Source organism: Crossiella sp. CA198, from assembly GCF_052078295.1.
Lineage (GTDB): Bacteria > Actinomycetota > Actinomycetes > Mycobacteriales > Pseudonocardiaceae > Crossiella.
Genome location: NZ_JBQJIM010000011.1, coordinates 139,660 through 163,255, shown reverse-complemented (window position 1 = coordinate 163,255; position 23,596 = coordinate 139,660). Strand labels below are relative to the sequence as shown.

The following is a 23,596-nucleotide window of genomic DNA, read 5'->3' as shown; positions in this document are numbered from 1 at the left end:
CGGACCCTTCCCGCTCAGAACTGGACGGCCTCGCGCCGCATCAACCGGCGCAGCAACACCACGAGCACGATGACCACGGCCAAGGTGGCCACCGCGGCGGCCGAGGCGTAGCCGAACTGATACGCCGGCACCCGGCCACCGAAAGTCTGGCCGTAGACGAACAACGCGCTGTTCCAGATGCCGGGTGTCGGCATGTCGTTGCTGGTACCGCCGAAGGCGTAGATGAACTCGAAGATCTTCAACGAGGAGATGGTCCAGATCACCGCCGCGGTGGCCACCACATCCCAGGACAGCGGCAGCGTGACGAACCGGAACCGCTGCCAGGCGTTGGCTCCGGCCAGCGAGCAGTCCTCGTACAACTCGGTCGGGATCTGGTCCACCCCAGCCATGATCACCGTGGTGTAGAAGCCGGTGTTGATCCACACCAGCCCAATCGCCACGATCAGGAACAGGTGGTCGGCGATCCAGTTCGGGCCGGTGCCGCCCAGGATCGCCTGCCACGCCTTGTTCACCAGGCCGTCGCTGGAGAACAGGAAGCCCCACAGGATGGAGAGCACCAGCGGCGCGACGATGTAGGGGAAGAACAGCACCGAGCGGACGAACTTCCGGCCGCGCATCTCCCGTAGCACCATGGTGAAGGCGAAGCTGACCGCGAAGGTGGTGACCCCGACCCCCACCAGGATCAGCATGGTGTTGGTGAAGGAGGTCAGGAAGATGGCGTCGTCCAGCAGCACCAGGTAGTTGTCGAAGCCGCGCGGCTTCATCTCGCTGACGCCGTCCCAGCGATGGAAGGAGATCCACACCGAGGCGATCGTCGGGCCGATGAAGAAGACCAGGTACAGCAGCAGCGCGGGCAGCAGGAACGGCCAGAAGATCTGACGGCGGCGGCGGGCCAGCGGTCCGGACGCGGCCGCGCCGGCGCCGGCCCGCCGTGCCGGCGCGGCTACGGCCACCGGCACGGCGGGGGCGGCCATCAGCCGTTCTTCTTCCAGTAGTTGACCTGCGCGGTGGCCAGCTGGGTCAGGAACTGCTCAACGTCGATCTTGCCCTTGATGAGCTGGTCGTTGACCGGGTTGAACACCTCGATGTTGTAGTTGACGAAGTCGGCGTCCACCCCGTCGAGCGGGCGGGACAACTCGTTCTCGGCGAGGGCCTTGCCAACCTCGGCCAGCTCCGGCGGTGCGGGCAGCTTCGCGTTCGGCGTGAGGTTCTTGGCGACGCTGGAGATCTTGCCCAGGTGCTCGTCACCGAGGAAGAACGCGATGAACTTCTCCGCGTTCTCCGGGTTCTTGGCCCGCTGCGGGATGGCGAAGCCGATGGTGGAGGCGGGCACGTTCACCTTGCCGCTCAACGAGGGCATCGGCATGAACTTGAACTGGAAGCCCGGCTTGGCCTTCTTGCCGACCTCACTGGGGATCCAGCTGCCGCAGTTGACGAAGTCCGCCTCGCCCTGGGCCCACTTCTCCTGCACGGCCGGGAACTTGCTGCCGTCGTAGCCCGGGATGAAGTAACCGGCCTGCGCCAGCTTGCGGATCTCGCCGACCGCGTTCTTCACCGCGGCGGTGTTCCACCCGGTGCCCGCCCGGTCCTTGGCCAGCTCGTTGACCTTCCCGGGGCCGAGCAGGCCCTGGAGCAGCGAGATGGTCCAGTAGGCGTTGTAGTCGCCGATGTCGCCGTCGAGCGCGAGCGGGCTCACGCCCTCGGCCTTGCGCTTGGCCAGCAACTGGGTGAAGTCGTTCCACTGTGTCAGCGGCTTGCCCGCGACCTCGGGCAAGGTGGCCCCGTTGTAGAACAGACCGAAGCCGAGCAGGGTGTACGGCAGCATGAACAGCTTGCCGTCCTTCTTGGCGTTGGTCAGGTAGCGGTCCGGCACGACCTCGGAGACCTTGGCGCCCGCCGGCGTGGCCGAGCCGTAGAGGCCGGTGAGGTCACGCTGGGCGTTGTTGGTCACCAGGTTGGCCCGGACGGTGTTCTCGTCCTGGTCCACCAGGTCCGGCAGCTCACCGCTACGGAGCGCGGGAACCACCTTCTTGAGCACGTCGCGGCCCTGCCACTCGATCTTGACCTCGATGCCGCTGCTCGCCTTGAACGCCGCCGCGGCCTCCTTGAGGACCTGGGCCTGCGGCTCGTTCTCCTTCCACATCGACCAGTAGGTCAGCGCTTTGCCGTCGCCGCCCGCTCCCCCCGAACCGCACGCCGCCACCGTCAGGCCGAGACCCGCGGCCAGCAGCACGGACAGCCCGCGCCTGGCCTTCTTGGACAGGATCATGACTTCTCCCCTGATTCTCGCCAGTGAGCGAAGGATGGTCACGACTTGCGTGATTTCGCTCATGCTCGCGGTGAAATGCGCAGTAGTCAACACTGCTGCGCGAACCGTAACCGCATGCCTGCCGTGCGTGACATGCGCTGCCTAGACCCGAACCACGTCCACCCCGCGTTCGGTGAAGCGGCGAACGTCCTCCTCGCTCGCGTCGACGTCGGTGACCAACACGTCCACGTCCTCGATACCGCAGATGCGGGCGAAGGCACTACCGCCGATCTTCGAGGAGTCCGCGACCACGACCACTTTCCGGGCGCGGGCGGCGAGCAGCCGGTTGATGCTGGCCTCGCCCTCGTGGTGGGCGGCGGCGCCGCTGACCGGGTCGATGGCGTCCACGCCGAGGAAGGTGATGTCCAGGGTCAGCTCGTCCAGGATCTTGGTGCCAAGCGGGCCGATCAGCTCGTAGGACTGCGGCCGGGCCACCCCGCCGGTGAGCACCAGTTTCACCTGCGGGCGCACCGCGAGTTCGTTGCCGATGTTGAGCGCGTTGGTGACCACGGTGATCGCGGTCTCGCCCTCCACGTGCGGCAGGTCGCCGCGGGTGGCCAGCGCGCGGGCCACCTCGGTGGTGGTGGTGCCGCCGTTGAGGCCCACCACCGAGCCGCGCGCGACCAGCGCGGCGGCCTCCTTGCCGATGCGTTGTTTCTCATCGGCGTGCCGCACGGACTTGTAGCGCAACGGCAGGTCGTAGGAGACCGCGTGCGCGACCGCGCCGCCCCTGGTCCTGGTCAGCAGCTGCTGACCGGCCAGGTGGTCAAGGTCCCTTCGGATGGTCGCGGCCGAGGCGTCCAGCTCGGCGGCGATCTCGTCGACCTCCACCCGTCCGCGCTCGGCCAGGATCTCCAACAGGGTGTTCAGTCGCTCGTACCGGTTCACCACGCACCTCCGCGACCATGATCGCTCATGACGCCCTCGACTGCGAATGGTCGATCGTGCACTATTGTTGCGTATTGTGCGCACTTACACGCAGCAACGCGCACAGTTGGCGCAATCTGGGGACCACAGGGGACACAAGGAGGCGCGCCATGACGGAGCAGCCGTTCGTGGTGACCGAACTGGGCAGCCAGCCCGAGTGCTGGCGCAGGGCCGCGGCGCTGGCCGGACACCATGCCGAGGTTTTGCCTAGAGACGGTGAACGGGTCGCGGTGGTGGGCTGCGGCACGTCCTGGTTCATCGCACAGGCCTACGCGGCACTGCGCGAGTCGGCGGGGCGCGGGCACACCGACGCCTTCGCCGCCTCGGAGTACCCGGCCGGCCGCCGCTATGACCGGATCGTGCTGATCACCCGCTCCGGCACCACCACCGAGGTGCTCGACCTGGCCGGCCGGGTGAGCGATCCGACGGTGGCGATCACCGGGGACGCGGACACGCCGATCCGCACCGCCGCGGACGCGCTGGTGCTGCTGGACTTCGCCGACGAGCGTTCGGTGGTGCAGACCCGCTTCGCCACCTCCGCGCTGGCCCTGCTGCGGGCCAGCCTCGGCGAGTCACTGGAGGCCGCGATCGCCGACGCCGAGGCCGCGCTGGCCGAACCGCTGCCGCCGGAACTGGTGCACGCCGAGCAGTTCACCTTCCTGGGCCGGGGCTGGACCTGCGGCATCGCCCAGGAGGCCGGGCTGAAGATGCGCGAGGCCGCCTGCGCCTGGACCGAGTCCTACCCGGCGATGGAGTACCGGCACGGCCCGATCAGCATCACCGGCCCGAACCGGGTGGCCTGGATGTTCGGCCCCGCGCCGGAGGGCCTGGCCGAGGACGTGGCCGCCACCGGCGGCACCTTCCGGCAGCACACCAGGGACGCGATGGCCGACCTGATCGTGGTGCAGCGCCTGGCGGTGGCCATCGCCGCGGCCAAGGGCCTGGACCCGGACCAGCCAAGGCACCTGACCCGCTCCGTCATCCTCGACCACTCCTGACGAAAGGCCCCGCGCCGTGCCGTTGCGTCCCACCGGAGAGATCGTCGCGGCGGCCGTCGCGGCCGGCCGCGGCGTGGCCGCCTTCAACGTCATCCAGCTCGAACACGCCGAGGCCCTGGTCACCGGCGCCGAACGAGCCGGCGCGCCCGTGGTGCTGCAGATCAGCCAGAACTGCGTGAAGTACCACGGCGCGCTGGCCCCCATCGGCCTGGCCACCCTGGCGGTGGCCCGCGCCGCCACGGTCCCGGTGGCGGTGCACCTGGACCACGCCGAGGACCCGGACCTGGTGCGCGAGGCGGTGACACTGGGCTTCACCAGCGTCATGTTCGACGCGTCCACATTGGACTACGCGGACAATGTCGCGGCCACCAAGGAGATCACCGCGCACTGCCACGCGCACGGGGTGTACGTGGAGGCCGAACTGGGCGAGGTCGGCGGCAAGGACGGCGTGCACGCGCCCGGCGTGCGCACCGACCCGGCGGAGGCCGCGGCCTTCGTCGCCGCGACCGGGGTGGACGCGCTGGCCGTAGCCGTGGGCAGCTCGCACGCGATGCTCACCAGGGACGCCAGCCTGGACTTCGAGCTGATCGCCCGGCTACGCGCGCGAGTCCCGGTTCCGTTGGTGCTACACGGATCCTCCGGCGTGCCCGACGCCGACCTCACCACCGCGGTCACCGCCGGCATGACCAAAATCAACATCGCCACCCACCTGAACAAGACCTTCACCAAGGCGGTGCGCGACTTCCTGGCCGCCAATCCGTCCACAGTGGACACCCGCAAGTACTTCGCCGCCGGCCGGGAAGCCGTGGCCGCCGAAGCCGAACGCCTGCTCGGTGTGCTGCGAGCCGCCCCGTGATCCTGACCGTCACACTGAACGCGGCCCTGGACGTCACCTACGGCGTGGACAACCTGCAACCGCACACCACCCACCGCGTCCGCACCGTGCGGACCAGGGCGGGCGGCAAGGGCGTGAACGTGTCCCGGGTGCTCAACGCGCTGGGGCACAACACGGTCGTGACCGGCTTCGTCGGCGGCGCCACCGGCCAGGCCATCCGTGCCGAACTCGCCGAGGCTGGCCTGGCCGCCGAACTCACCGAGATCAAGGCCGAGTCCCGCCGCACCGTCGCGGTGGTCAGCGACGGCGACGCCACCCTGTTCAGCGAGCCCGGCCCGGCCGTCACCGAGGCCGAGTGGGCGGTCTTCCTGGACCGCTTCACCACCCTGGCAGGCCAGGCCGACCTAGTAGTGCTCTCCGGCAGCCTGCCACCCGGCTTACCGGCGGGGGTCTACCGGGAACTCCTGGACATCGTGGCCGGGCGGGTGCCCACGGTGCTGGACGCCGACGGGGAGGCGTTGCGGCTGGGCGTGGCAGGCAACCCGACGGCGGTGAAACCCAACGCGGCGGAGTTGCGCGCGGTGACCGGGGTGGCCGATCCCGCGGCGGCGGCCCGGAAACTGGTGCACGGCGGCGCGTCGGCGGTACTGGCTTCCGGTGGGCCCGCCGGGTTGCTGGCGATCACCGCGGACGGGTCCTGGCGGGCCCGGCCACCGCGGCGACTGGCCGGGAACCCGACCGGGGCCGGGGACGCCTGCGTGGCGGCCCTGGCGGCCGGACTGGCGGCGGGGCGGGAGTGGCCGCGGATCCTGCGCGAGGCGGCGGCGTTGTCGGCGGCGGCGGTGCTGCACCCGCTGGCGGGCAGTTTCGACGCCGGGGCCTATGAGCGTTTCCTGCCGACGGTGATGGTCGAGATCGCCTGAGCCACGGACGGCGGGCCGCCCCGTGTTGACCGTTGTGCGTCCTTGTTGACTTGCCCGGCCAACCGATCAGGACACCCTCCGATCGTCGGGTCCCGCTGATCGCCGAGCTGTGTAAACCTGCCTTTACTGCGTATTACTGCTTGGAACGACGAGGTTTCAGTCAGGTTCGATCAGGAGGCGTCATGACGGAGCAGGACCGGCCCACGTCGTCGATCTCCCGGCGCTCGCTACTGGGCACCAGTGCCGCGGTGGCCGGGCTCGGGCTAACCGGGCTGGGCGCGGGGGTGGCCGGGGCGGCGCCAGGGGCGGGCGCGGCGGACACCGAGCGGGCGCCCGCCGCGCGCGGGAAGACGATGATCGGGGTGCCGTTCGCCCGGCACGAGACGGTGCGGGTGGGCATCATCGGCCTGGGCAACCGCGGCGGGTCGATGATCGCGATGTTCCTGGCCACGCCAGGGGTGCGGGTGACCGCGTTGTGCGACACCAACCCGGCGGCGTTGCAGAAGGCGGCCAAGGCCGTGCGGGACGCGGGGCAGCCCGAGCCCGCGGTCTACGGCAAGGGCGAACGGGCCTACGAGCAGCTGTGCGGGCGGGACGACGTGGACTTCGTCTACATCGCCACGCCCTGGGAATGGCACGTGCCGATGTCCCTGGCCGCGCTCTACGGCGGCAAGCACGTCGGGGTGGAGTGCCCGATGGCGCTGACCCTGGACGAACTCTGGCAGCTGGTGGACGCCTCCGAGCGCACCCGGCGGCACTGCATCCAGCTGGAGAACTGCTGCTACGGCCGCAACGAGCTGCGGCTGCTGCGGATGGTGCGGGCCGGGGTGTTCGGCGAGGTGCTGCACGGCGCCGGGGCCTACATCCACGACCTGCGCGAACTGCTGCTCTCCGACACCTACTACGCGGCCGAGTGGCGGCGGGGCTGGCACACCAAGCTCAACGCCGACCACTACCCCACCCACGGCCTCGGGCCGGTGGCCGGGTACTTCGGCATCCACCGCGGCGACCGGCTGACCCGGATCACCTCGATGGCCACCCCCGCGGTCGGCATGGCCGAGTACCGGCAGGCGCACGAGGAGCCGGGCGACTCCTCATGGAAGGAGCACTACGTCAAGGGCGACACCACGATGAGCCTGCTGCAGACCGCCAACGGCAAGGTGATCCGGTTGCAGCACAACGTGTCCAATCCCTACCCGTACAGCAGGCTCAACCAGGTCGCCGGCACCAAGGGCGTGTTCGAGGACTACCCGCCGCGGATCTACGTCGAGCCCAAGCACTCCGGGCACAAGTGGGGGTCCTTCGACGACTTCAAGTCCTTCGACCACTGGCTGTGGACCGATATCGGCCCCGGCCCCGGCGGGCACGGCGGCATGGACTACCTGATGATCTACCGGACCATGCAGACCATGCGCCTGGGCCTGCCACCGGAGGTCGACGTCTACGACTCGGCCGCGTGGAGCGCGCCGGTGCCGTTGAGCGCGGAGTCCATCCGGCGCAAGGGCGCCGCGGTGGCCATCCCGGACTTCACCAGGGGTAAGTGGCGGGACAAGTCCCGGCCCACGCTGGATTCGACCAAACCGGCATAAAGCGGGCGACGGCGGTGCGGCCGATGTAAACGGTCGCATCGCTGTTACCTGCGCGTCCCCGATCCGTGTGGTGACGCTGGGTAGGATGATCGAGTGCGACAACGGGGTAGTACGGGAGCGCCGGCGACCATCCGCGATGTCGCCCGCCAGGCGCAGGTGTCGGTGGCCACCGTCTCGCGGGCGCTCAGCTCGCCGAACCTGGTGCGGGAGGAGACCAGGGAGCGGGTGCTCAGCGCCGCGGCCGAACTGGGCTACCAGCCCAACCGGGCCGCCCGCGGGCTGATCACCGGACGCACCGGGAACCTGGGCATCGTGGTGCCCGACCTGGACAACCCGTTCTTCACCGGGGTGCTCAAGGCGGTGCAGGCCGCGGCGGTGCAGGCCGACTACTCGGTGTTCGTCGCCGACAGCGACGAGGACCCGGTGGTCGAGGAGAAGCTGGTGCGCACCATGGCCCAGCAGGTGGACGGGCTGATCGTGTGCTCCCCCGGCCTGTCCGACGCCCCGCTGCTGGAGGTCGCGGCCAAGTCCAGCCTGGTGCTGCTCAACCGGATGCTGCCCGAGGTCCCGGCGGCCCTGATGAACGCGGCCAATGGGATCGAACAGCTGGTCGCGCACCTGGCCGAACTCGGGCACCGGCGGATCGCCTTCCTCAGCGGCCCGGACACCTCCTGGTCCAACACCCAGCGCCGCACCGGCCTGCGCGCCGCCGCGCCGAAGCACGGCCTGACCGTCACCGAACTCGGCCCGTACCCGCCCCGCTATGAGGGCGGCGTGGCCGCGGCCGAGGACGTGCTCGGCCGTGGCTACACCGCGGTCATCGCCTACAACGACGTGATGGCCCTTGGCGTGCTGGCCCGGCTGCGCGAGGAGGGCGTGCGCGTGCCCGAGGACATGAGCCTGACCGGCTTCGACGACCTGGTCTTCGCCGGGCTGTGCGATCCGGCGATGACCACGGTGGCGATGCCGGTGCGCGAGGCCGGGCGGCTCGCGGTGGAACTGCTGCTGGCCGGTCCGGGCGAGGACGGCGCGCCGGTGCGCCAGGAGTGGCTGGACACCAAGCTGGTCGTGCGCGCCACCACCGCCCCGCCCCGCTGACGACGAACGGCGGCCGCCCGGTGTGCCGGGCGACCGCCGCCTGATCATCGGATTACTTCGGCGCCACCATGCTGCTCGCGGTGGTCAGGTGGGCGGGATTGGCCAACCACTGCGGTCCCCACGCCACCTCCAGCCTGCCGTCGGCCGCGGTGAGGCTCGGCGAGGTGCCGCTCTGCGAGCCCCGCGCCACGTAGTGCTGTGGTGCCCAGGTCGCCCCGTCGGAGCTGTAGGAGCCGTACAGGTTCCCGTCGGGGCTGATACCCCGCCACGCCGCGTACAGCTTGCCGCCAGTGGCCGCCAGTGCCGGGCTGCTGCCAGTTCCCCCGTCCGGGGCCACCCGGCTGACCAGAGTCCAGTTCACCCCGTCCGGCGAGCTGGCCAGGAACATCCAGCTGCTGTTGAACGCCTTCCAGGCCGCGTGCAGCTTGCCGTTGAACACCGTCAGCGCGGGCCGGGCGTTGGTCTGGTGCCCTGGCAGGGTCACCGTGGCCGGAGTCCAGATCAGCCCGTCGGCGCTGGTGGTCAGGTACTGCTTCTGGTCCTTGCCCAGGTACAGGCCGTACAGCTTGCCGTTGAACACGGTCAGCGCCGGAGAGTCAGTGTGCCGCACCGGATCCGGCAGCTCGCTGGTGCTGGTGATGGCCCAGTCCTTGCCGTCCGCGCTCATCGCCCGGTGCTCGGTGAACACCTGTCCCCTGGTGAAGCCACGCCACACCACGACCAGTTTCCCGTTGAACTCCACCGCGCTGGGCGCCGCGTAGAACTGGGGACTCCCCTCGGCGATCTTCACCTTCGGCGACCAGCCCCTGCCATCGCTGACCGAGGAGTAGATGTGCCCGTCCGCACCTGCCCAGGCGGCGAACCGGCCACCGCGGAAGGTGGTGATCGACGGGGTTGCCATCTGAGACACGCCGACGTCCACCGACACCGGCGTGCTCCAGATCGCCGAGGCCGGGGCCTGGGCCTCCGGACCGGTGATCGGCGGGCCGAAGTCCTTGTCCGGGTGCAGCTCCTTCATCGCCAGCCACAGCGAACGGAGCTGGCCCTGGATGCCGGGCAGGGTCTGGTCCGCGCCTTCCCAGCGCTGCTTGAACTGCTCGGCGAACCGCGCGGCCAGGCGGTCCTTGCGCTGCTTGAACTGCTCGGCCAGGCAGGACACCACCGGGTCCGAGTTGCCCATCGCGGCGTTGTTCGCGCACAGGCTGGGCGCGTCGGCGCGGGCCGGGTCCCAGGCGGGTTTGCCCTCGGTGGTGTTCTTCGCGGCGAGCTGGAACTCATACGCCAGGTAGGCGCTGTTCTCCGCGTTGACACCGTAGAGCTGTTTGCCGCCGCGCAGCAGCCCACGCAGGTGCTCGTCGGTGTTGAGCGCCTGCGGGAAGCCCAGTTCGGTGTAGCGGCGGATCAGCTGGGCGGACAGGTTGGTCTCGAAGGCCCGGTTGCCGTTGTTGAGGTACTGGGCGAGTTTGCCGTAGTACTCGACCCGCTTGTTCTTGAGGAACTCCTCGCCCTTGGCGAGCGCGCGTGGCTGCACGTCGATGAAGGTCTCGTCCTTGCCGATGCGCTCGAAGACGGCCCGCAGGCGCGAGTCCCAGTTGTCCCGGAGGTAGGTCCAGAGCCCGTCGCCGGCGGGATTGCTGGGGAACTCGTGCACGACGGCCGCGGTCGTCCGCACCTCCACCGGTTGCGCATCGCCGGGCAGGTGCAGGTACTCGTCGATCTTCACGTGCAGGCCCGCCGCACCCGGCCGTCCTGGCACACCGACGCTCTGCACCCGCCAGCACTGGGTGTAGGGCAGGTCGAGCACGTGCCGGAGGAACTGGAAGCCGGGACGCAGGTGCCTGCCGTCGATGTTGCCCGGCCTGGACAGTGAGAACCTGGTCGCGTGCGGGTTGCACCCCTCGATCGCGGCCGGGGCGAGCGCCGGGTTGGGCGTGCCCTGGTCCGCACCTCGCCACAGGTGGAAGTCCTTGCCACCCTTGACATCGCCCTCACGACCGGGCGCCTCGGCCAGTAGCGACTCGTACTTGCGCCGGTAGTCCTCCAGCAACCCGGTGAACAGCTTGTTCGTGGTCCCGTTCACACCAGGACGGCTGAACGCCAGCGCCTGATCCCGGATGTTCTTGCCCTTGTCCAGCAACACCCTGCCGCGATCCTCTTCGATGCGGTAGGCCGGGTTCTGCGCGCGCAGCAGCGTGTAGGCGCTCGCGCCGATGCCCCACACCGCGGCGTTGCCGCCCTCCGGGGTGCTGAACCCGGGGTCGAGTCCGGCGTTGGCCGCGTACCAGGCCAGGTAGTTTGCGATGCCGCCCTCGCCGTGCAGGTTGAGGTTCTCCGCGACCTTGGCGGGCACGATGGAGTAGTTGGCCTGCGGCACCACGAAGAGGTTGTTCGTCGGCGCCTGCACGCCCATCGTGTAGAAGGCGCTCTCCGCGTCGGTGAACTTGGCATGGGGCAGCTCCGCGCCACCGCGCTTGCGCTTGTAGTCGATGGTGGCGTCGACCATCTCCCACTTGTTCAGCTCGTAGAGCCCGGCCACCGCCTTGAGCAGGGTGGAGCCGATGATCTGGTTCTGCGCGCTGAGCGAGGTCAGCCCGGCCAGGATGGACTCGGTGTTCGCCCGGACGTAGGCCACGCCCGATTCCAGCCGCTTGAACTCGCCGAGCATCCGGTCATAGATCTGGGTGAGCTTGGCGTCGACCTTGTCGAAGCGCTCGTTCATGTTCTGCTGGATCGAGGCCAGTTGCTCCCGCATGGCCTTGATCTCGTCCAGGATCTGCTGGTTCACATCCGGACCAGCGCCGCCGAAGACCGAGACCAGGGTGCTGATCGCGCCGATCACGTTGCCGGTGAAGGCGACCGTGGCCAGCGAGAACACCGAGTTGATCACCCGGAAGGCGGTGATCGCCTTGTTCACCGCGGCGGCCACCTGCACGGCCCCGGCGGTGAACTTGCTGATCTGCCTGCTCAGGTCGGGGTTGACCCGGCCGACCAGCCAGGCCATCGCGTTCAGACCCGCCTCGGCGCCGTCGATGAAGTCCTGGCGCTTGGCCTCCTCGGCGCGGGCGGTCTCCTTCTGCGCCTCGGTGGGCTCGCGCGGGGTGACATCCGGCGGGTTCTCCTTGGCCGCGCGGCCGAGTTCCTCGGTCCAGACCTTGCGCTGGTTGTAGAGCTTGGTGGTCAGGTCGCGGAACTGGCTGGTGGCCTCGGCCTGGAACTCGACCGGGCCGATCTTCCCGGCGGCCAGGATCTTGTCCACGTTCAGGACGGTGCGCAGCTTCTCGCTCTGCCCCAGCTGGGTGGCGTCCGCGCCGGCGTCGACCTGGAGCGAGTTGCCCAGCCCGGCGTTCCAGGCGGTGCGGAAGGCGTTGTCGGCGCGCGCGGCGGTCGCGACCCCGCCCCACACCTGGGCCTGCGCCACCGCGTAGTCCTGCCGCCAGGCGAACTGCGGCTGCGCGCCGCTGACCCGGTCCTCCGGCTTGCCGGAGACCGGCACGACGTTGAGGCCGAGCATGGCGGTGTTCAGCGTGGTGATCTGCGGACCGCCGGTGGCCGCGCCGGGTGCGCTGCGGGCCGCGTTGAGCGCCGCGCCCACCGCCTCGTGGGAGTCCCTGGCCCAGGTGCGATCCGGCACGGCGGCGTCCAGGTGCGCGCGGACGGCGGTGAAGTGCGCGCTGACCGCGGTGCCGTCGGCTTGGGGATTGCGCGCCCGCCAGTCGGCCAGTTCGGCGCTGGCCACCAGGTGCCGGGCGACGCCGTCATCGCGGTCGGCGATGCGCATGTGGCTACCGAAGAGCGTGTTGGCCAGGCCCGCCGGATCGGTGGGCACCTCGGCGTGCGCGGCGGGCGCCACACCGGCCGTGCCCGCCAGCAGCGCGGCGCCGAGCAGGATGGCGGTGATTCTTCGTCGTTGTGGTGGTCTCATGGTCCCCTCCGTGGTCTGCGGGCGCCGCGAGTCTTGATCGCGGGCACCGGGGACCGGCAGGGGCAGGCCGTATCCAGCGCCGGGTGAACACGGGCGGAAAGCGGCTGACCTGGGAAAACCACTTCATGCGCAGCGAGTGGTCAGCTGCGGCGGCGGGCCACCGATCCAGCTGGTGCGCCGGCCGGTGCGGGCGGGCGCGGCCCGGCCGGTGAACGCGGTGGCGGCTGCTCGATCCGCGGGCCGACCCGGGCACACACCGAGTCGCGGTGACTGATCCGAACGCCCATCACGGTTCCCAACGCCGAGACGCGGGCTCCTGGACACCCCCAGGTGCTCCAGGAACCCGCGTCGAAAGGGGGCCCTTCCGTCATCCTCTTGCCCGTCGAAGTCTTCCGGGACGCGCGGCCGCGGGTAACCAGGCCCGCCTTGAATCGCGATGGAGGTTTTCCGCCATAGCGGTGTAGTGCGACCTTCCTGTACGCGCGGGGGCCGCAGCCCGCAGAATGAGCGGGTGACGGGGAAGGACTGGCCCATTCGGCTGCTGGCTACCGCCGCCGGGCTGAGTCTGCTGATCACGATCCCGGTGACGCTGTTCGTGCTGCCCGCGCGGCTGACCCTGTCCTGGGCGCTGACCGCGGTGCTGCCCTGCTACGCGGCCGGGCTGCTGGTCTGGCGGGCCGCCCCCAGTCACCCGGTCGGGCGAAGGCTGATGGTCTTCGGCTCGCTGCTGGCGATCGGGCTGGTCACCAACTACCCGCTGCACTTCCTCACCGCGCCCGAGGACTGGCTGCCCGCGGGCTTCTGGGTGTGGTTCGGCGCCACCGGCAACGAGATCCTCGAGTTCGTCTTCAACATCCTGATCATCTACCTGGTCGCGCTGCTGCCCGACGGCCGCTACCGGCACCGCTACGAGCGGATCCTGCTGCGCTCGCTGTGGTTCCTGCTGCCCGCCCCGCTGATCGCCGCGCTGGCCGGGCTGCCGATCGAGATGATGTACCTGTGGTCGCAGAAACCCTTCGCCTGGCTGCACGTGGGCGCCGGGATCATGCTGCTGATCCGCTGCCTACTGGCCCGCCGGGACGGACGGCCGCAGCCCTGGGTGACCTCACTGGCCATCCTCACCATCACGATCATGCTGGCCAGGGCGGTGCTGCTGCTCACCCGCAACTGGCGGGTCGACGTCGACGAGGGCTGGTACTACGTCATCGGCCGGTTGATCGGCACCCTGCCGTACTCCCTGGTCCCGGTGATCGTGGTGGTCGCCGCGCTGCGCAGGCAACTGCTCGGCGTGGACATCGTGGTGCCGCGCTCGGTGGTCTACGGCCTGTTGTGGCTGGTCATCGGCGGCTGGTACCTGGGCACCGCGACCATGCTCGGCTGGACCGCCGGTCAGTACCTGCCGGTCGGACTGGTCGCGCTGGTCACCGCGGCCGCGATGCTGCTGTTCCAGCCGTTGCGCGCGCAGCTCAACCAGGCCGCCGCGCGCCGGGTGTACGGGCCACGGCTGACCGGGTTCGAGCTGCTGGTGCAGTTCGGCACCACCCTGGAACACGCCTACGACCTGCCCCGGCTGGCCCCGCACCTGGCCAGCAGCCTGCAGAGCGGACTGAACCTCAAGTGGGCCAGGGTCGAACTCGGCGGCGCCGCGCATCCGTGCAGCCCGCCGGTGGTCAGCGTGGCGGGCACGGTCACCGGCGAGGCGGCCACCCGGTTCCCGCTGCGGCACGCCGAGGAACGACTCGGCGTGATCGAGTACGGGCCCAAGGTCGAAGGCCGGTTCACCCCGGAGGACCACGCCCTGGTGGAGAGCCTGGCCCGGCAGGCCGCGCTGGCCGTGCACAACGCCAACCTGGCCAAGGCCCTGGGCGTCCAGGTCGAACAGGTGTCCCGGCAGGCCAGTGAGCTGGAGGCGTCCCGGACCCGGATCGTGCAGGCCCAGGACACCGAACGGCGGCGGATCGAACGGCAGCTGCACGACGGCATCCAGCAGGAACTGGTCGCCCTGGTGGCCAAACTGCGGCTGGCCCGTAACCAGGTCAACCGCGGTGCCGAGGCGGCCGGGAACACCCTCACCGAGGTGCAGGACGACGCCTACCGGGTCATCGACGAACTCCGCGAACTCGCCCACGGCATCCACCCGCCGGTGCTCACCGACCAGGGCCTGATCGCCGCGGTCACCTCGCGGGCCCGGCGGCTGCCGATCCCGGTCACCGTGGACTGCCCGCCCGAACTGCGCGCCGCCCGCTTCGGCGTCGATGTGGAGGAATCGGCGTTCTTCCTCATCTCCGAGGCACTGACCAACGTGCTCAAACACGCCGGGGCCAGTGCCGTGACCGTCCAGTTCGGACACCACGACGGCGAACTGGTCGTGGCCGTGCGCGATGACGGCCGCGGCTTCCGGCACGGCGGCGGCGGACTCGGCCTGACCGGCATGCGCGACCGGGCCGAGGCGGTCGGCGGCGCGCTCACCATCGCCAGCACCCCCGGCGCGGGCACCACCATCACCGCCCGGCTACCGGCCGCGGCCCGCGAACCGTCCACTTCGGACTGTCCTATCGAGATCGTGGAGAACACCGCTGATGCCTGAGCCGCTGCGGATCGTCATCGCCGAAGACCACTACCTGGTGCGCGAGGGCACCCGGCGCCTGCTCGAAGACAGCGGCGAGGTGCGGGTGGTCGCGGCGGTGGGCACCGCGGAGGAACTCCTGGACGCGGTCCGCCGGTTCCGCCTGGACGCGGTGATCACCGACATCCGGATGCCGCCGGGCCACAACACCGAGGGCATCACCGCCGCGCACCACATCCGGGTGCACCACCAGGACATCGGCGTGGTGGTGCTGTCCCAGCACGCCAACGAGCAGTACGCCTTCGACCTGTTCCAGCACGGCACCGACGGCCTGGCCTACCTGCTCAAGGAACGCATCGGCGAGGTCGACGAACTGCTGCGCGCCCTGCACGAGGTCCGCGCGGGCCGCTCGGTGATCGACCCGCGGATCGTGGAGGTGCTGCTGGGCAGCCGGGCCAAGGCCGCCGACGCGCCACTGACCCGGTTGAGCCCGCGCGAGCTGGAAGTGTTGCGGCACATGGCCCAGGGCAAGACCAACCGGGCCATCGCGGAGTACCTGACGCTGTCCGAGTCGACCATCGAGAAACACGTCAACTCCACCTTCGCCAAACTCGGCCTGGCCGAGGAACCCCAGGTGCACCGTCGGGTCAGCGCGGTGCTGACCTACCTGCGGCACTCCTGAGTACGACCTTGGTCCTAGCCTGACCGCCGCACCCGCCGACCGGTGGCAGACGACGGTGACCGGCCCGGAGCCCACCAGGCCTTCGCCGCCGAGGCCACCGTGCTGCGCGCGCTGGCCAAGGGACTGTCCAACCGGGAGATCGGCGCCCGGATGCACCTGTCCGAACTGACCGTCAAGGTGCACGTGGGCCGCATCCTGACCACACTGGGCCTGCGCGACCGGGCCCAGGTGATCGTCTTCGCCTACGAGCACGGCATCGTCCGCCCCGGCCGCGAATAGACGTGCCCACGCCGGATCGCCCGCCTACAGTCGCCACCGTGTCGAACCGCGAGCTGATCGTCCTGGGCACCGCCAGCCAGGTGCCCACCCGGGCCCGCAACCACAACGGCTACCTGCTGCGCTGGGACGACCAGGGCTTCCTGTTCGACCCCGGCGAGGGCACCCAGCGGCAGATGGTCCACAGTGGAGTCCCGGCCAGCGCGATCACCCGGCTCTGCCTGACCCACTTCCACGGCGACCACTGCCTCGGCGTGCCCGGCGTCGTGCAACGACTGTCCCTGGACAAGGTCCCGCACCCGGTGCACGCGCACTACCCGGCCTCCGGCGCCGCCTACTTCCACCGGCTGCGCTACGCCGCCGCCTTCCACGAGACCGCCGACCTGCGCGAGGAACCCATCACCGGCGACGGCGTGCTGGCCACCGGTAGCTTCGGCGCCCTGGCAGCCCGCCGCCTGGCCCACCCGGTCGAGGCCTACGGCTACCGCCTGGTCGAACCCGACGGACTGCGCATGCTCCCGGACAAACTGGCCGCGGCCGGGATCAGCGGCCTCCAGGTCCGGAAACTCCGCAGGGAAGGCCACCTCGACGTCGAGGGCCGCCGGGTCGAACTGGCCGAGGTCAGTGTGCCCAGACCCGGGCAGAAATTCGCCTTCGTGATGGACACCGGACTGTGCGAGAACGTGTTCGCGCTGGCCAAGGACGTCGACCTGCTGGTCATCGAGTCCACCTTCCTGGACACCGAGGCCGAACTGGCCGCCCAGGTCGGGCACCTCACCGCCGGTCAGGCCGGACTCGTCGCCGCCGAATGCGGGGTCCGCAAGCTGGTCCTGACCCACTTCTCCCAGCGCTATCCCGATCTTGAGCTGTTCCGGGCCGAGGCGGCCAAGCACTTCGACGGCGAACTGGTGGTCGCCGCCGATCTCGACCGGATCGCGGTTCCCCCGCGGCGGTAGCGCATGATTCGCTGATGCACGTGCAGGACGTAGTGGTGGTCGGTGGCGGTCCGGCGGGATTCGCGCTGGCCGGAGCCTGTGCCCGGCTCGGCCTGAGCACCACGGTGCTCGACCCCGCGCCCGGACGGCCGTGGCGGCAGACCTACGCGGCCTGGACCGACGAGCTGCCCATCGACCTGCCCGGCGCCGCCGTGCGCAACTGCCCCGCGCGCACCGTGGCCATCGCCGAGACCAGGCACGAGCTGAGCCGCCGGTACGCGCTGCTGGACAACACCGCGCTGCGCGACTACCTCCAGCACCCGGCGCTGACCGTGTGCCAGGGCTCGGCCATCACCGTCGCGCACACCCACGACGGCAGCCTGGTCCAGCTCACCGACGGCGGCACGCTCGCCGCCCGCCTGGTCGTGGACGCCACCGGCGACCGGCGCACCCTCTGCGGCGGACGGCCCCGGCGGCCGGCGGCCGAACAGACCGCCTACGGCGTGCTGCTGCCCAGCGAGGCGGTCACCGCCCTCGTGCCCGCGGAGGAAGCGGTGTTCATGGACTGGCGGCACGCCAGCAACGGACCCGCCGACTGGCCCACCTTCCTCTACGCCCAGCCCCTCGGCGACGGCCGCACCCTGATCGAGGAAACCTCCCTCGCCCGCCGCCCGGGGCTCGGCTACCCGGAACTGCGCCGCAAACTCGCCGACCGGCTCGGCCAGTACGGGATCTCCTTGTCCGGCAACGAAACCCAGGAACGCGTCCGGTTCAGAGTGGACGATCCGCCGCCCAGCGTGCGCGGCCTGCTGCCCTTCGGCGCCGCCGCCGGACTCGTCCACCCGGCCACCGGGTTCAGCGTGGCAACCGCCCTGGCCCTGGCGCCCAGGTTGGCCGAGGCGGTGCGCACCGCGCTGCCCGCCGGACCGCACGCCGCGGCCGCCGCCGGCTGGCGGGTGCTGTGGTCCCCCGCGGCCAAGGCGGTGCACGCGTTGCGCCGCAGCGGCTTGCGCGTGCTGCTCGCGCTGCCCCCGGCCGATCTACCCAGGTTCTTCGAGTTGTTCTTCGCCATGCCCGAATCCGACCAGGCGCACTACCTCTCCGGCCGGGAGGACGTGCGCGGCACCGCGGCGGCCATGGCCGGGCTCTTCAAGCACGCGCCGTGGGGAACGCGCACGCGAATGGCGTTTCTTGGGCGGTTGTGAGCGAGTCTGCTCACGCTATGAGACGAAGTGACACAGACTCTGTGAACTTGTGGTGAACGGGCTCCAAGTCCAGTGATTTTCCGGGCACGATCTGCGATGTGCCCACGCTGCTGGACCAAGTGCATGTCGCCTTCCAGCCGCTGGTCAATACCAACACCGGCGGTGTGGTCGCGGTCGAGGCGCTAGCCCGGCCGCTGCGAGGTCACGTGCACGATCTGTTCCGCTCGGCGGCCGAAGCCGGCCGTCTCACCGAACTCGACATCGAACTGGCCGTGCTCGCGGTCCAGTTCGCCTCCGAGCACGAGACCCTGCTCCCGTTGCACCTCAACATCCTGGCCGACACCGTGGTCGAGGACCCGGCGGGCATGGAAGCGCTCTTCGGCGCGCTGCGCGCCACCGGCCGCCGTCCGCGCGAGGTCATCCTGGAGATCGGCGACCCGATCTCGCACCTGGACCAGGACCTGCTCCTGGAACGGCTGCGGCGGCTGCGCACCATCGGCTTCCTGGTCGCCCTCGACGGCATCGGCGGCGGCGACATCCCGCTCACCTTCCTGCTCGACGTGGCGCCCAACCTGGTCAAACTGGACCGCGCGGTACTGGCCGGCCTGCCAGAGGACAGCCGCAAACAGGCGCTCCTGGAAGGACTGGCGCACACCTGCACACAGGCGGGCGCCACCGTCATCGCCCAGGGCGTGGAAACCCGCGAACAGCTCCAGGCGGTGCGCGCGGCCGGTATCCACCTGGTCCAGGGCGACCTGATCGCCCCGCCCAGCCGCCGCCCCAACACCAGGGTCACCCTCTCCGCCGCGCTCAACGAACTCTCCGACGTCGGCGTGGTGCAACTCCCGGTGGCCACGGCGGGCCCGCGGATCACCGAGTACCTGTGCCCGGCCACCATGCTCGCCGAGGACGCCACCGCGGACGCGGCCCGCAAGATCTTCGCCGATCGCCCTGACATCACCAGCATCGTCCTGGTCGACACCGAAGAACGTCCACTGTGGACAATCGACCGGAACCGGTTCCTGCTCGCCGTCACCGGCCCCTACGGCCACGCGCTGCACGCCAAACGCCCGGCCTCCCGGCTGGCCGACGAACCCCGCGCGATGGGCACCAACGCCACCGCGATGGAAGCGCTGAACCTGATGTCCGGCGGCGCCTCCGACCGGATGTACGACGACCTGGTGGTCCTCGACGAGGCAGGCCGCTGCCTGGGCGTGGTCCGGCTCTCCGACCTGTTCCGCGGCATGGCCGAGATGAAGGTCGAACACGCCGCCGCGCTCAACCCGCTGACCCGGCTGCCCGGCAGCGACGCCATCGCCAGGGACCTGCGCCAGCGCATCACCACCGGCCAGATCTTCGCGGTCAGCTGGCTGGACGTGGACAACTTCAAGTGGGTCAACGACAACGCGGGCTTCGCCGCGGGCGACGACCTGATCCGGCACCTGGGCCGCGGCCTCACCGACGTGGCCGCGAGCCTGCGCCAGGCCTGCGTCGGCCACGTCGGCGGCGACGACTTCCTGGTCGTCTGCGAACTCGACGACCTGGTCCGCCTGGCCGGCGCGGTGCTGGACCCGGACCGCCGGGTCAACGGCCGCTCCATCACCGTGTCCATGGCCACCCTGGTCTGCGCGGCCGGCAGTGTGCTGGACCATCGGGAAACCTCCCGCCTGCTCGCCCCACTCAAGCAACAGGCCAAGTCGTTGCGCGGATCCAGCTGGGTGCTCGGCCGCCCCGGCTCCACCCGCACCGACGTGCTCCGCGGCCAGCCCCCGGCCCCCGCCCCGACCATGCAACGCACCGGTTGACCCGATATTCACCCACCGCGACGCCGTGGTCGTGTACCGTGGTGGATGTCGGGAGTAGCAACTCCCCTTCTTCACGTCATCCGCGCCGAGCCAGCGTGAGCCCATTCAGGGGCCGTGGCCGAGGAGCGCGGGACAGATCGGAAACTCCATGTCAGTTCAGCACACCCTGTTCAGCCACCCGACCACGGACCAGCCGCACATCGCGGTGAACCTGGCCGAGTCCGGCCAGTGGGCGCACGACACCCTGTTCCACGAGCCGGTGATCCCCGCCCAGAACACCGAGCACAACTCCTGATCAACACCTACCTGACCAGCGCTTATGTGAGCAGCGCCTCCGCGCCCAGCGGCAGGTAGCCCGCGGCCAGCACCGCACGCAGCGAGGCCGCGTTCCCCGGCGCCACCTGCGCCCACACCGGCTCACCCGCCGGGGTCAACGTCCGGGCCGCCGCGAACAGCGCCCGCCCCAGGCCTTTGCCCCGGAACGCCGGATCCACCTCGGCCGCGACCTCCCAGCGTCCGCCGAGCCCGCGTCCCAGCAGCACCAGTCCGCCAGGGCAGGTCCACACCCGGACCTCGGCGCGGAACTCCTCGGCCAGCCGTACCCGATCGTGCGTGCGCGTATCGGCGGGCCGCAGCTCCAGTTCCGGCCTCCCGCGGACCGGTGGCGCGCACAGCACCGCGTCGATGTTGTTGACCTGCCTGCCGATCCGGCCGCACAACGCGGTCAGGAACGGCGGGTTCAACGGCGCGGACAGGTCATCGGCGGGCAGTTCGACCCGCACCCAGTCCGGGTCCACATCGGCCAGGACCACGTGGTGCGCGGTGAAGGCCAGCACCGCGGGCACCCGTTCGGCGCCCTGCGGCAGCACGGTCACCCCGCCGTCGGGCGGGGGCGGATCGCCGTGCGCGGCGCGGGTCAGCAGTTCGCTCAGCACGGTGCCTAGTGAACCGGATCGGGCAGCGGCACGGCCTGACCGGTGACCCGGATCCGCGGATCGGCCGGATCGATCTCCACGATCAACAGGCTCGGCCGCCCCAGGTCCTCGCCCTGCCGGATGGTCAGCAGGGTCGGCCGGTCCAGGTTCGGCCGCAGGTAGCCGCCCAGCGCCGCGGCGGCCGCGCCGGTGGCCGGATCCTCCACCACGCCGCCGACCGGGAACGGGTTGCGGGAGTGGATGGTGCCGTCCGGGGCGAAGTACACCAGCTGCAACGTCACCCAGTCCTCCTGCCGCATCAGCGCGGCCAGCGGCTCGAACTCATACGACAGGCTCGCCAGACGTTTGCGGGTGCGCGCGGCCAGCACCAGGTGGTGGCCGCCGCCGTAGGCGACCACCGGCGGGTGCGCCGGGTCCAGGTCCCGGGGATGCCAGTTGAGGTAGGTCAGGGTTTCGGTGAGCAGCGCGGGCGCCACCGGCGCGAACCGGGTGGGCACGCTGGTCAGGGTGGCGCTGGCGACGCCGTCGGTGATCCGGGTGTGCACCGGCACCTCGCCCACCGGGGTGGCGAAGGTGTAGTCGCCTGGGCCCTGGCGTTCGGTGAGCGCGACCGCGGTGGCCACGGTGGCGTGCCCGCAGAAGGGCACCTCGGCCAGGGGGCTGAAGTAGCGGACCTCCGCCCGCCACGGGTCGGTACCGGGCAGCACGAACGCGGTCTCGGAGTAGCCCAGCCGGGCGGCGGTGGCCTGCATCCGCGCGTCGGTCCAGCCCCTGGCGTCGAGCACGACCCCGGCCGGGTTGCCGCCGGCCGGGTCGGCGGTGAAGGCGGTGTAGCGCAACACTTCGTCGGTCATGGCGTTCAGCCTCGTCCCGGTTCGTCATGCTGTCCAACGATCGTTTCTCATTGTGCCGATCGAGTTTCGCGATAGTCTTCCGGGGTGGACACCCGGCTGTTGAGCACCTTCCTCTCGTTGAGCCGCAACGGGAACTTCACCGCCACTGCCACCGAACTGCATCTGGCCCAGTCCACGGTCACCGTGCAGATCCGCACCCTGGAGAAACAGCTCGGCACCCGCCTGTTCGACCGGCTGCCCGGCGGAGCCGAACTCACCGCGGCCGGTCGGCGACTGCTCCGCCCCGCCGAGGACCTGCTCACCGCCGAGGCCGCCCTGCGCACCGCCGCCGGCGCGGACGGCCCGCCCAGCGGCGAGGTCACCCTGGCCGCCACCGAATCCCTGTGCGCCTACCGACTGCCGGAACTGATCACCGCCCTGCGCCGGGACCAACCGCGGATCGAGATCCACCTCCTGCCCGCGGGCACCGCACTGGGCGCCCGGCTGCTGCACACCGGCCAGGCCCAGCTCGCCCTCACCCTGGACGCCACCCCCGCCCCCGAACTGACCACCGAACCCCTCGGCCAGGAACCGCTGACCCTGGTGTGCGCCCCGGAACACCGCCTCGCCGGCCGTACCCCGCGCTGGTCCCAGCTGGCGCGCGAAAGCTTCTTCCTCCTGGAGCAGGGCTGTTTCTACAGCGACCGCCTCGCCCACCGGCTCCTCTCCGTCCAGGACGCGACGCCCCGGCTGACCCGCTTCGGCAGCATCGAGGCGGCCAGATCCTGCGTCGCGGGCGGTCTGGGCCTGGGCCTGTTCCCCACCATCGCCGTGCACGACCTGCTCGCCACCGGCCGCCTGCTCGCCCTGCCGCTCCCGGCGCACGCCGAGGCCCCCGTGCTGCTCGCCCACGACCCCCGCCGCTCCCCCAGCCCGGCTACGCACGCCGTCGCGGCCGCCCTGCGCGCCCACTGGGCCCGCGGCAGGTCCACGCCCTAGCCTGAACCGATGGGCGACCTCCCGAAGTGGCTCACCGCCGTGCCCATCGCGCACCGCGGCCTCTACGACCTCGCCACCGGCATCCCGGAGAACTCACTGCCCGCCTTCGAGGCCGCCCTGCGCCAGGGCTTCCCCTGCGAACTCGACGTCCGGTTCAGCGCCGACGACCACCTGGTGGTCAGCCACGACGCCGACCTGCCCCGCCTCACCGGCGTGCCCGGCCCGGTCCGCGCGAAGACCGCGGCACAACTCGCCGCGCTCCGCCTCAACGGCACCGACCACGGCATCCCCCGGCTCACCGAGGTCCTCGACCTGGTCGACGGCCGGGTCCCGCTGCTCATCGAGACCAAACACGCGCACCCGCTCGACGACCGCGGCATCGAGGCCGCGCTGCTGCGCCAGCTGCGTGGTTATCGCGGCGAGGTCGCGGTGCACTCCTTCGACCCGGTGGCCGTGTTCCGGTTACGCCGTCTGGGTGTCCGCGTTCCGCTCGGGCAGATCTCCGGACTGCTGCCCAGCGCCGATCCGGTCAGCCGGTTCCTCGGCCGCAGCCTCCTCGGCAACTTCGTGACCAGGCCGGACTTCCTCAGCCTCGAACTGGCCGCCCTGCCTTCGAGGGCCGCGACCTACTGGCGGGACCGCGGGCGGCCGCTGCTCGCCTGGCCGGTCGGTTCGGCCGCTCAGGCGAGAAGGGCTCAACAACTGGCCGACAACATCATATTCTCCGGGTTCGTCCCCTCCAGCGAGCATTGACACCAGG

General features: G+C 70.7%; 20 protein-coding genes. 14 read left to right on the top strand and 6 right to left on the bottom strand.

The window, feature by feature from the left end; all coding sequences use genetic code 11:
* Window positions 1–14: 14 nt before the first annotated feature.
* The 3 genes from ACTOWY_RS19930 to ACTOWY_RS19920 form a co-directional block, all read right to left on the bottom strand.
* On the bottom strand, window positions 15–974 hold the full coding sequence (locus ACTOWY_RS19930) for a carbohydrate ABC transporter permease (RefSeq protein WP_441311142.1): 960 nt from the start codon (window positions 972–974) through the stop codon (window positions 15–17).
* Complete coding sequence (locus ACTOWY_RS19925) at window positions 974–2,269, bottom strand: ABC transporter substrate-binding protein (RefSeq protein WP_441311141.1); 1,296 nt, start codon at window positions 2,267–2,269, stop codon at window positions 974–976. Before ACTOWY_RS19925 ends, ACTOWY_RS19930 begins: the two co-directional genes overlap by 1 nt.
* A gap of 141 nt (window positions 2,270–2,410) precedes the next feature.
* Window positions 2,411–3,196, bottom strand: a complete 786-nt coding sequence (locus ACTOWY_RS19920) for a DeoR/GlpR family DNA-binding transcription regulator (RefSeq protein WP_185003687.1) — start codon at window positions 3,194–3,196, stop codon at window positions 2,411–2,413.
* Window positions 3,197–3,345: 149 nt separating this feature from the next.
* Between ACTOWY_RS19920 and ACTOWY_RS19915 the strand changes: the two genes are divergently transcribed.
* The 5 genes from ACTOWY_RS19915 (at window position 3,346) to ACTOWY_RS19895 (ending at window position 8,678) form a co-directional block, all read left to right on the top strand.
* Window positions 3,346–4,233 (top strand): SIS domain-containing protein, encoded by an 888-nt coding sequence (locus ACTOWY_RS19915; protein ID WP_441311140.1) that lies wholly within the window; start codon window positions 3,346–3,348, stop codon window positions 4,231–4,233.
* A gap of 16 nt (window positions 4,234–4,249) precedes the next feature.
* A complete protein-coding gene (locus ACTOWY_RS19910) occupies window positions 4,250–5,089 on the top strand; it encodes a class II fructose-bisphosphate aldolase (RefSeq protein ID WP_441311139.1) in 840 nt (279 codons plus the stop codon).
* Window positions 5,086–5,991: a 1-phosphofructokinase family hexose kinase gene (locus ACTOWY_RS19905; RefSeq protein WP_441311138.1), complete on the top strand. Its 906-nt coding sequence runs from the start codon at window positions 5,086–5,088 to the stop codon at window positions 5,989–5,991. Before ACTOWY_RS19910 ends, ACTOWY_RS19905 begins: the two co-directional genes overlap by 4 nt.
* Window positions 5,992–6,173: 182 nt before the next feature.
* Entirely contained in the window at window positions 6,174–7,580 is a 1,407-nt protein-coding gene (locus ACTOWY_RS19900) for a Gfo/Idh/MocA family protein (RefSeq protein WP_441311137.1), read from the top strand.
* 93 nt (window positions 7,581–7,673) lie between these two features.
* Window positions 7,674–8,678: a LacI family DNA-binding transcriptional regulator gene (locus ACTOWY_RS19895; protein ID WP_441311136.1), complete on the top strand. Its 1,005-nt coding sequence runs from the start codon at window positions 7,674–7,676 to the stop codon at window positions 8,676–8,678.
* A 52-nt stretch (window positions 8,679–8,730) separates the two neighbouring features.
* Here the strand turns inward: ACTOWY_RS19895 and ACTOWY_RS19890 are convergent, their stop codons facing one another.
* A complete protein-coding gene (locus tag ACTOWY_RS19890; protein WP_441311135.1) occupies window positions 8,731–12,600 on the bottom strand; it encodes a hypothetical protein in 3,870 nt (1,289 codons plus the stop codon).
* Window positions 12,601–13,111: 511 nt separating this feature from the next.
* Here ACTOWY_RS19890 and ACTOWY_RS19885 point away from each other — a divergent pair.
* The 7 genes from ACTOWY_RS19885 to ACTOWY_RS19855 all read left to right on the top strand — a co-directional run bounded on the left by ACTOWY_RS19885 (window position 13,112) and on the right by ACTOWY_RS19855 (window position 20,364).
* Window positions 13,112–15,187, top strand: coding sequence for a GAF domain-containing sensor histidine kinase (locus ACTOWY_RS19885; RefSeq protein ID WP_441311134.1), 2,076 nt, complete (start codon window positions 13,112–13,114; stop codon window positions 15,185–15,187).
* Entirely contained in the window at window positions 15,180–15,848 is a 669-nt protein-coding gene (locus ACTOWY_RS19880; protein WP_441311133.1) for a response regulator, read from the top strand. The genes ACTOWY_RS19885 and ACTOWY_RS19880 overlap by 8 nt, the downstream gene beginning before the upstream one ends.
* 42 nt (window positions 15,849–15,890) lie before the next feature.
* A complete protein-coding gene (locus ACTOWY_RS19875; RefSeq protein ID WP_441311132.1) occupies window positions 15,891–16,127 on the top strand; it encodes a response regulator transcription factor in 237 nt (78 codons plus the stop codon).
* 38 nt (window positions 16,128–16,165) lie between these two features.
* Window positions 16,166–17,080 (top strand): ribonuclease Z, encoded by a 915-nt coding sequence (locus tag ACTOWY_RS19870; RefSeq protein WP_441311131.1) that lies wholly within the window; start codon window positions 16,166–16,168, stop codon window positions 17,078–17,080.
* 14 nt (window positions 17,081–17,094) lie between these two features.
* Entirely contained in the window at window positions 17,095–18,264 is a 1,170-nt protein-coding gene (locus ACTOWY_RS19865; protein WP_441311130.1) for a lycopene cyclase family protein, read from the top strand.
* Window positions 18,265–18,362: 98 nt separating this feature from the next.
* A complete protein-coding gene (locus tag ACTOWY_RS19860) occupies window positions 18,363–20,069 on the top strand; it encodes a GGDEF domain-containing protein (protein ID WP_441311129.1) in 1,707 nt (568 codons plus the stop codon).
* A gap of 148 nt (window positions 20,070–20,217) precedes the next feature.
* Window positions 20,218–20,364 (top strand): hypothetical protein, encoded by a 147-nt coding sequence (locus ACTOWY_RS19855; protein WP_185003671.1) that lies wholly within the window; start codon window positions 20,218–20,220, stop codon window positions 20,362–20,364.
* A 22-nt stretch (window positions 20,365–20,386) separates the two neighbouring features.
* Here the strand turns inward: ACTOWY_RS19855 and ACTOWY_RS19850 are convergent, their stop codons facing one another.
* Entirely contained in the window at window positions 20,387–21,004 is a 618-nt protein-coding gene (locus ACTOWY_RS19850; protein WP_441311128.1) for an N-acetyltransferase, read from the bottom strand.
* Window positions 21,005–21,009: 5 nt separating this feature from the next.
* Window positions 21,010–21,858, bottom strand: coding sequence for a PhzF family phenazine biosynthesis protein (locus ACTOWY_RS19845; RefSeq protein ID WP_441311127.1), 849 nt, complete (start codon window positions 21,856–21,858; stop codon window positions 21,010–21,012).
* An 84-nt stretch (window positions 21,859–21,942) separates the two neighbouring features.
* Between ACTOWY_RS19845 and ACTOWY_RS19840 the strand changes: the two genes are divergently transcribed.
* Both ACTOWY_RS19840 and ACTOWY_RS19835 read left to right on the top strand, forming a co-directional pair.
* Window positions 21,943–22,836, top strand: a complete 894-nt coding sequence (locus ACTOWY_RS19840; protein ID WP_441311126.1) for a LysR family transcriptional regulator — start codon at window positions 21,943–21,945, stop codon at window positions 22,834–22,836.
* Between the two features lie 9 nt (window positions 22,837–22,845).
* Complete coding sequence (locus ACTOWY_RS19835; protein WP_441311125.1) at window positions 22,846–23,589, top strand: glycerophosphodiester phosphodiesterase family protein; 744 nt, start codon at window positions 22,846–22,848, stop codon at window positions 23,587–23,589.
* Window positions 23,590–23,596: the final 7 nt, after the last annotated feature.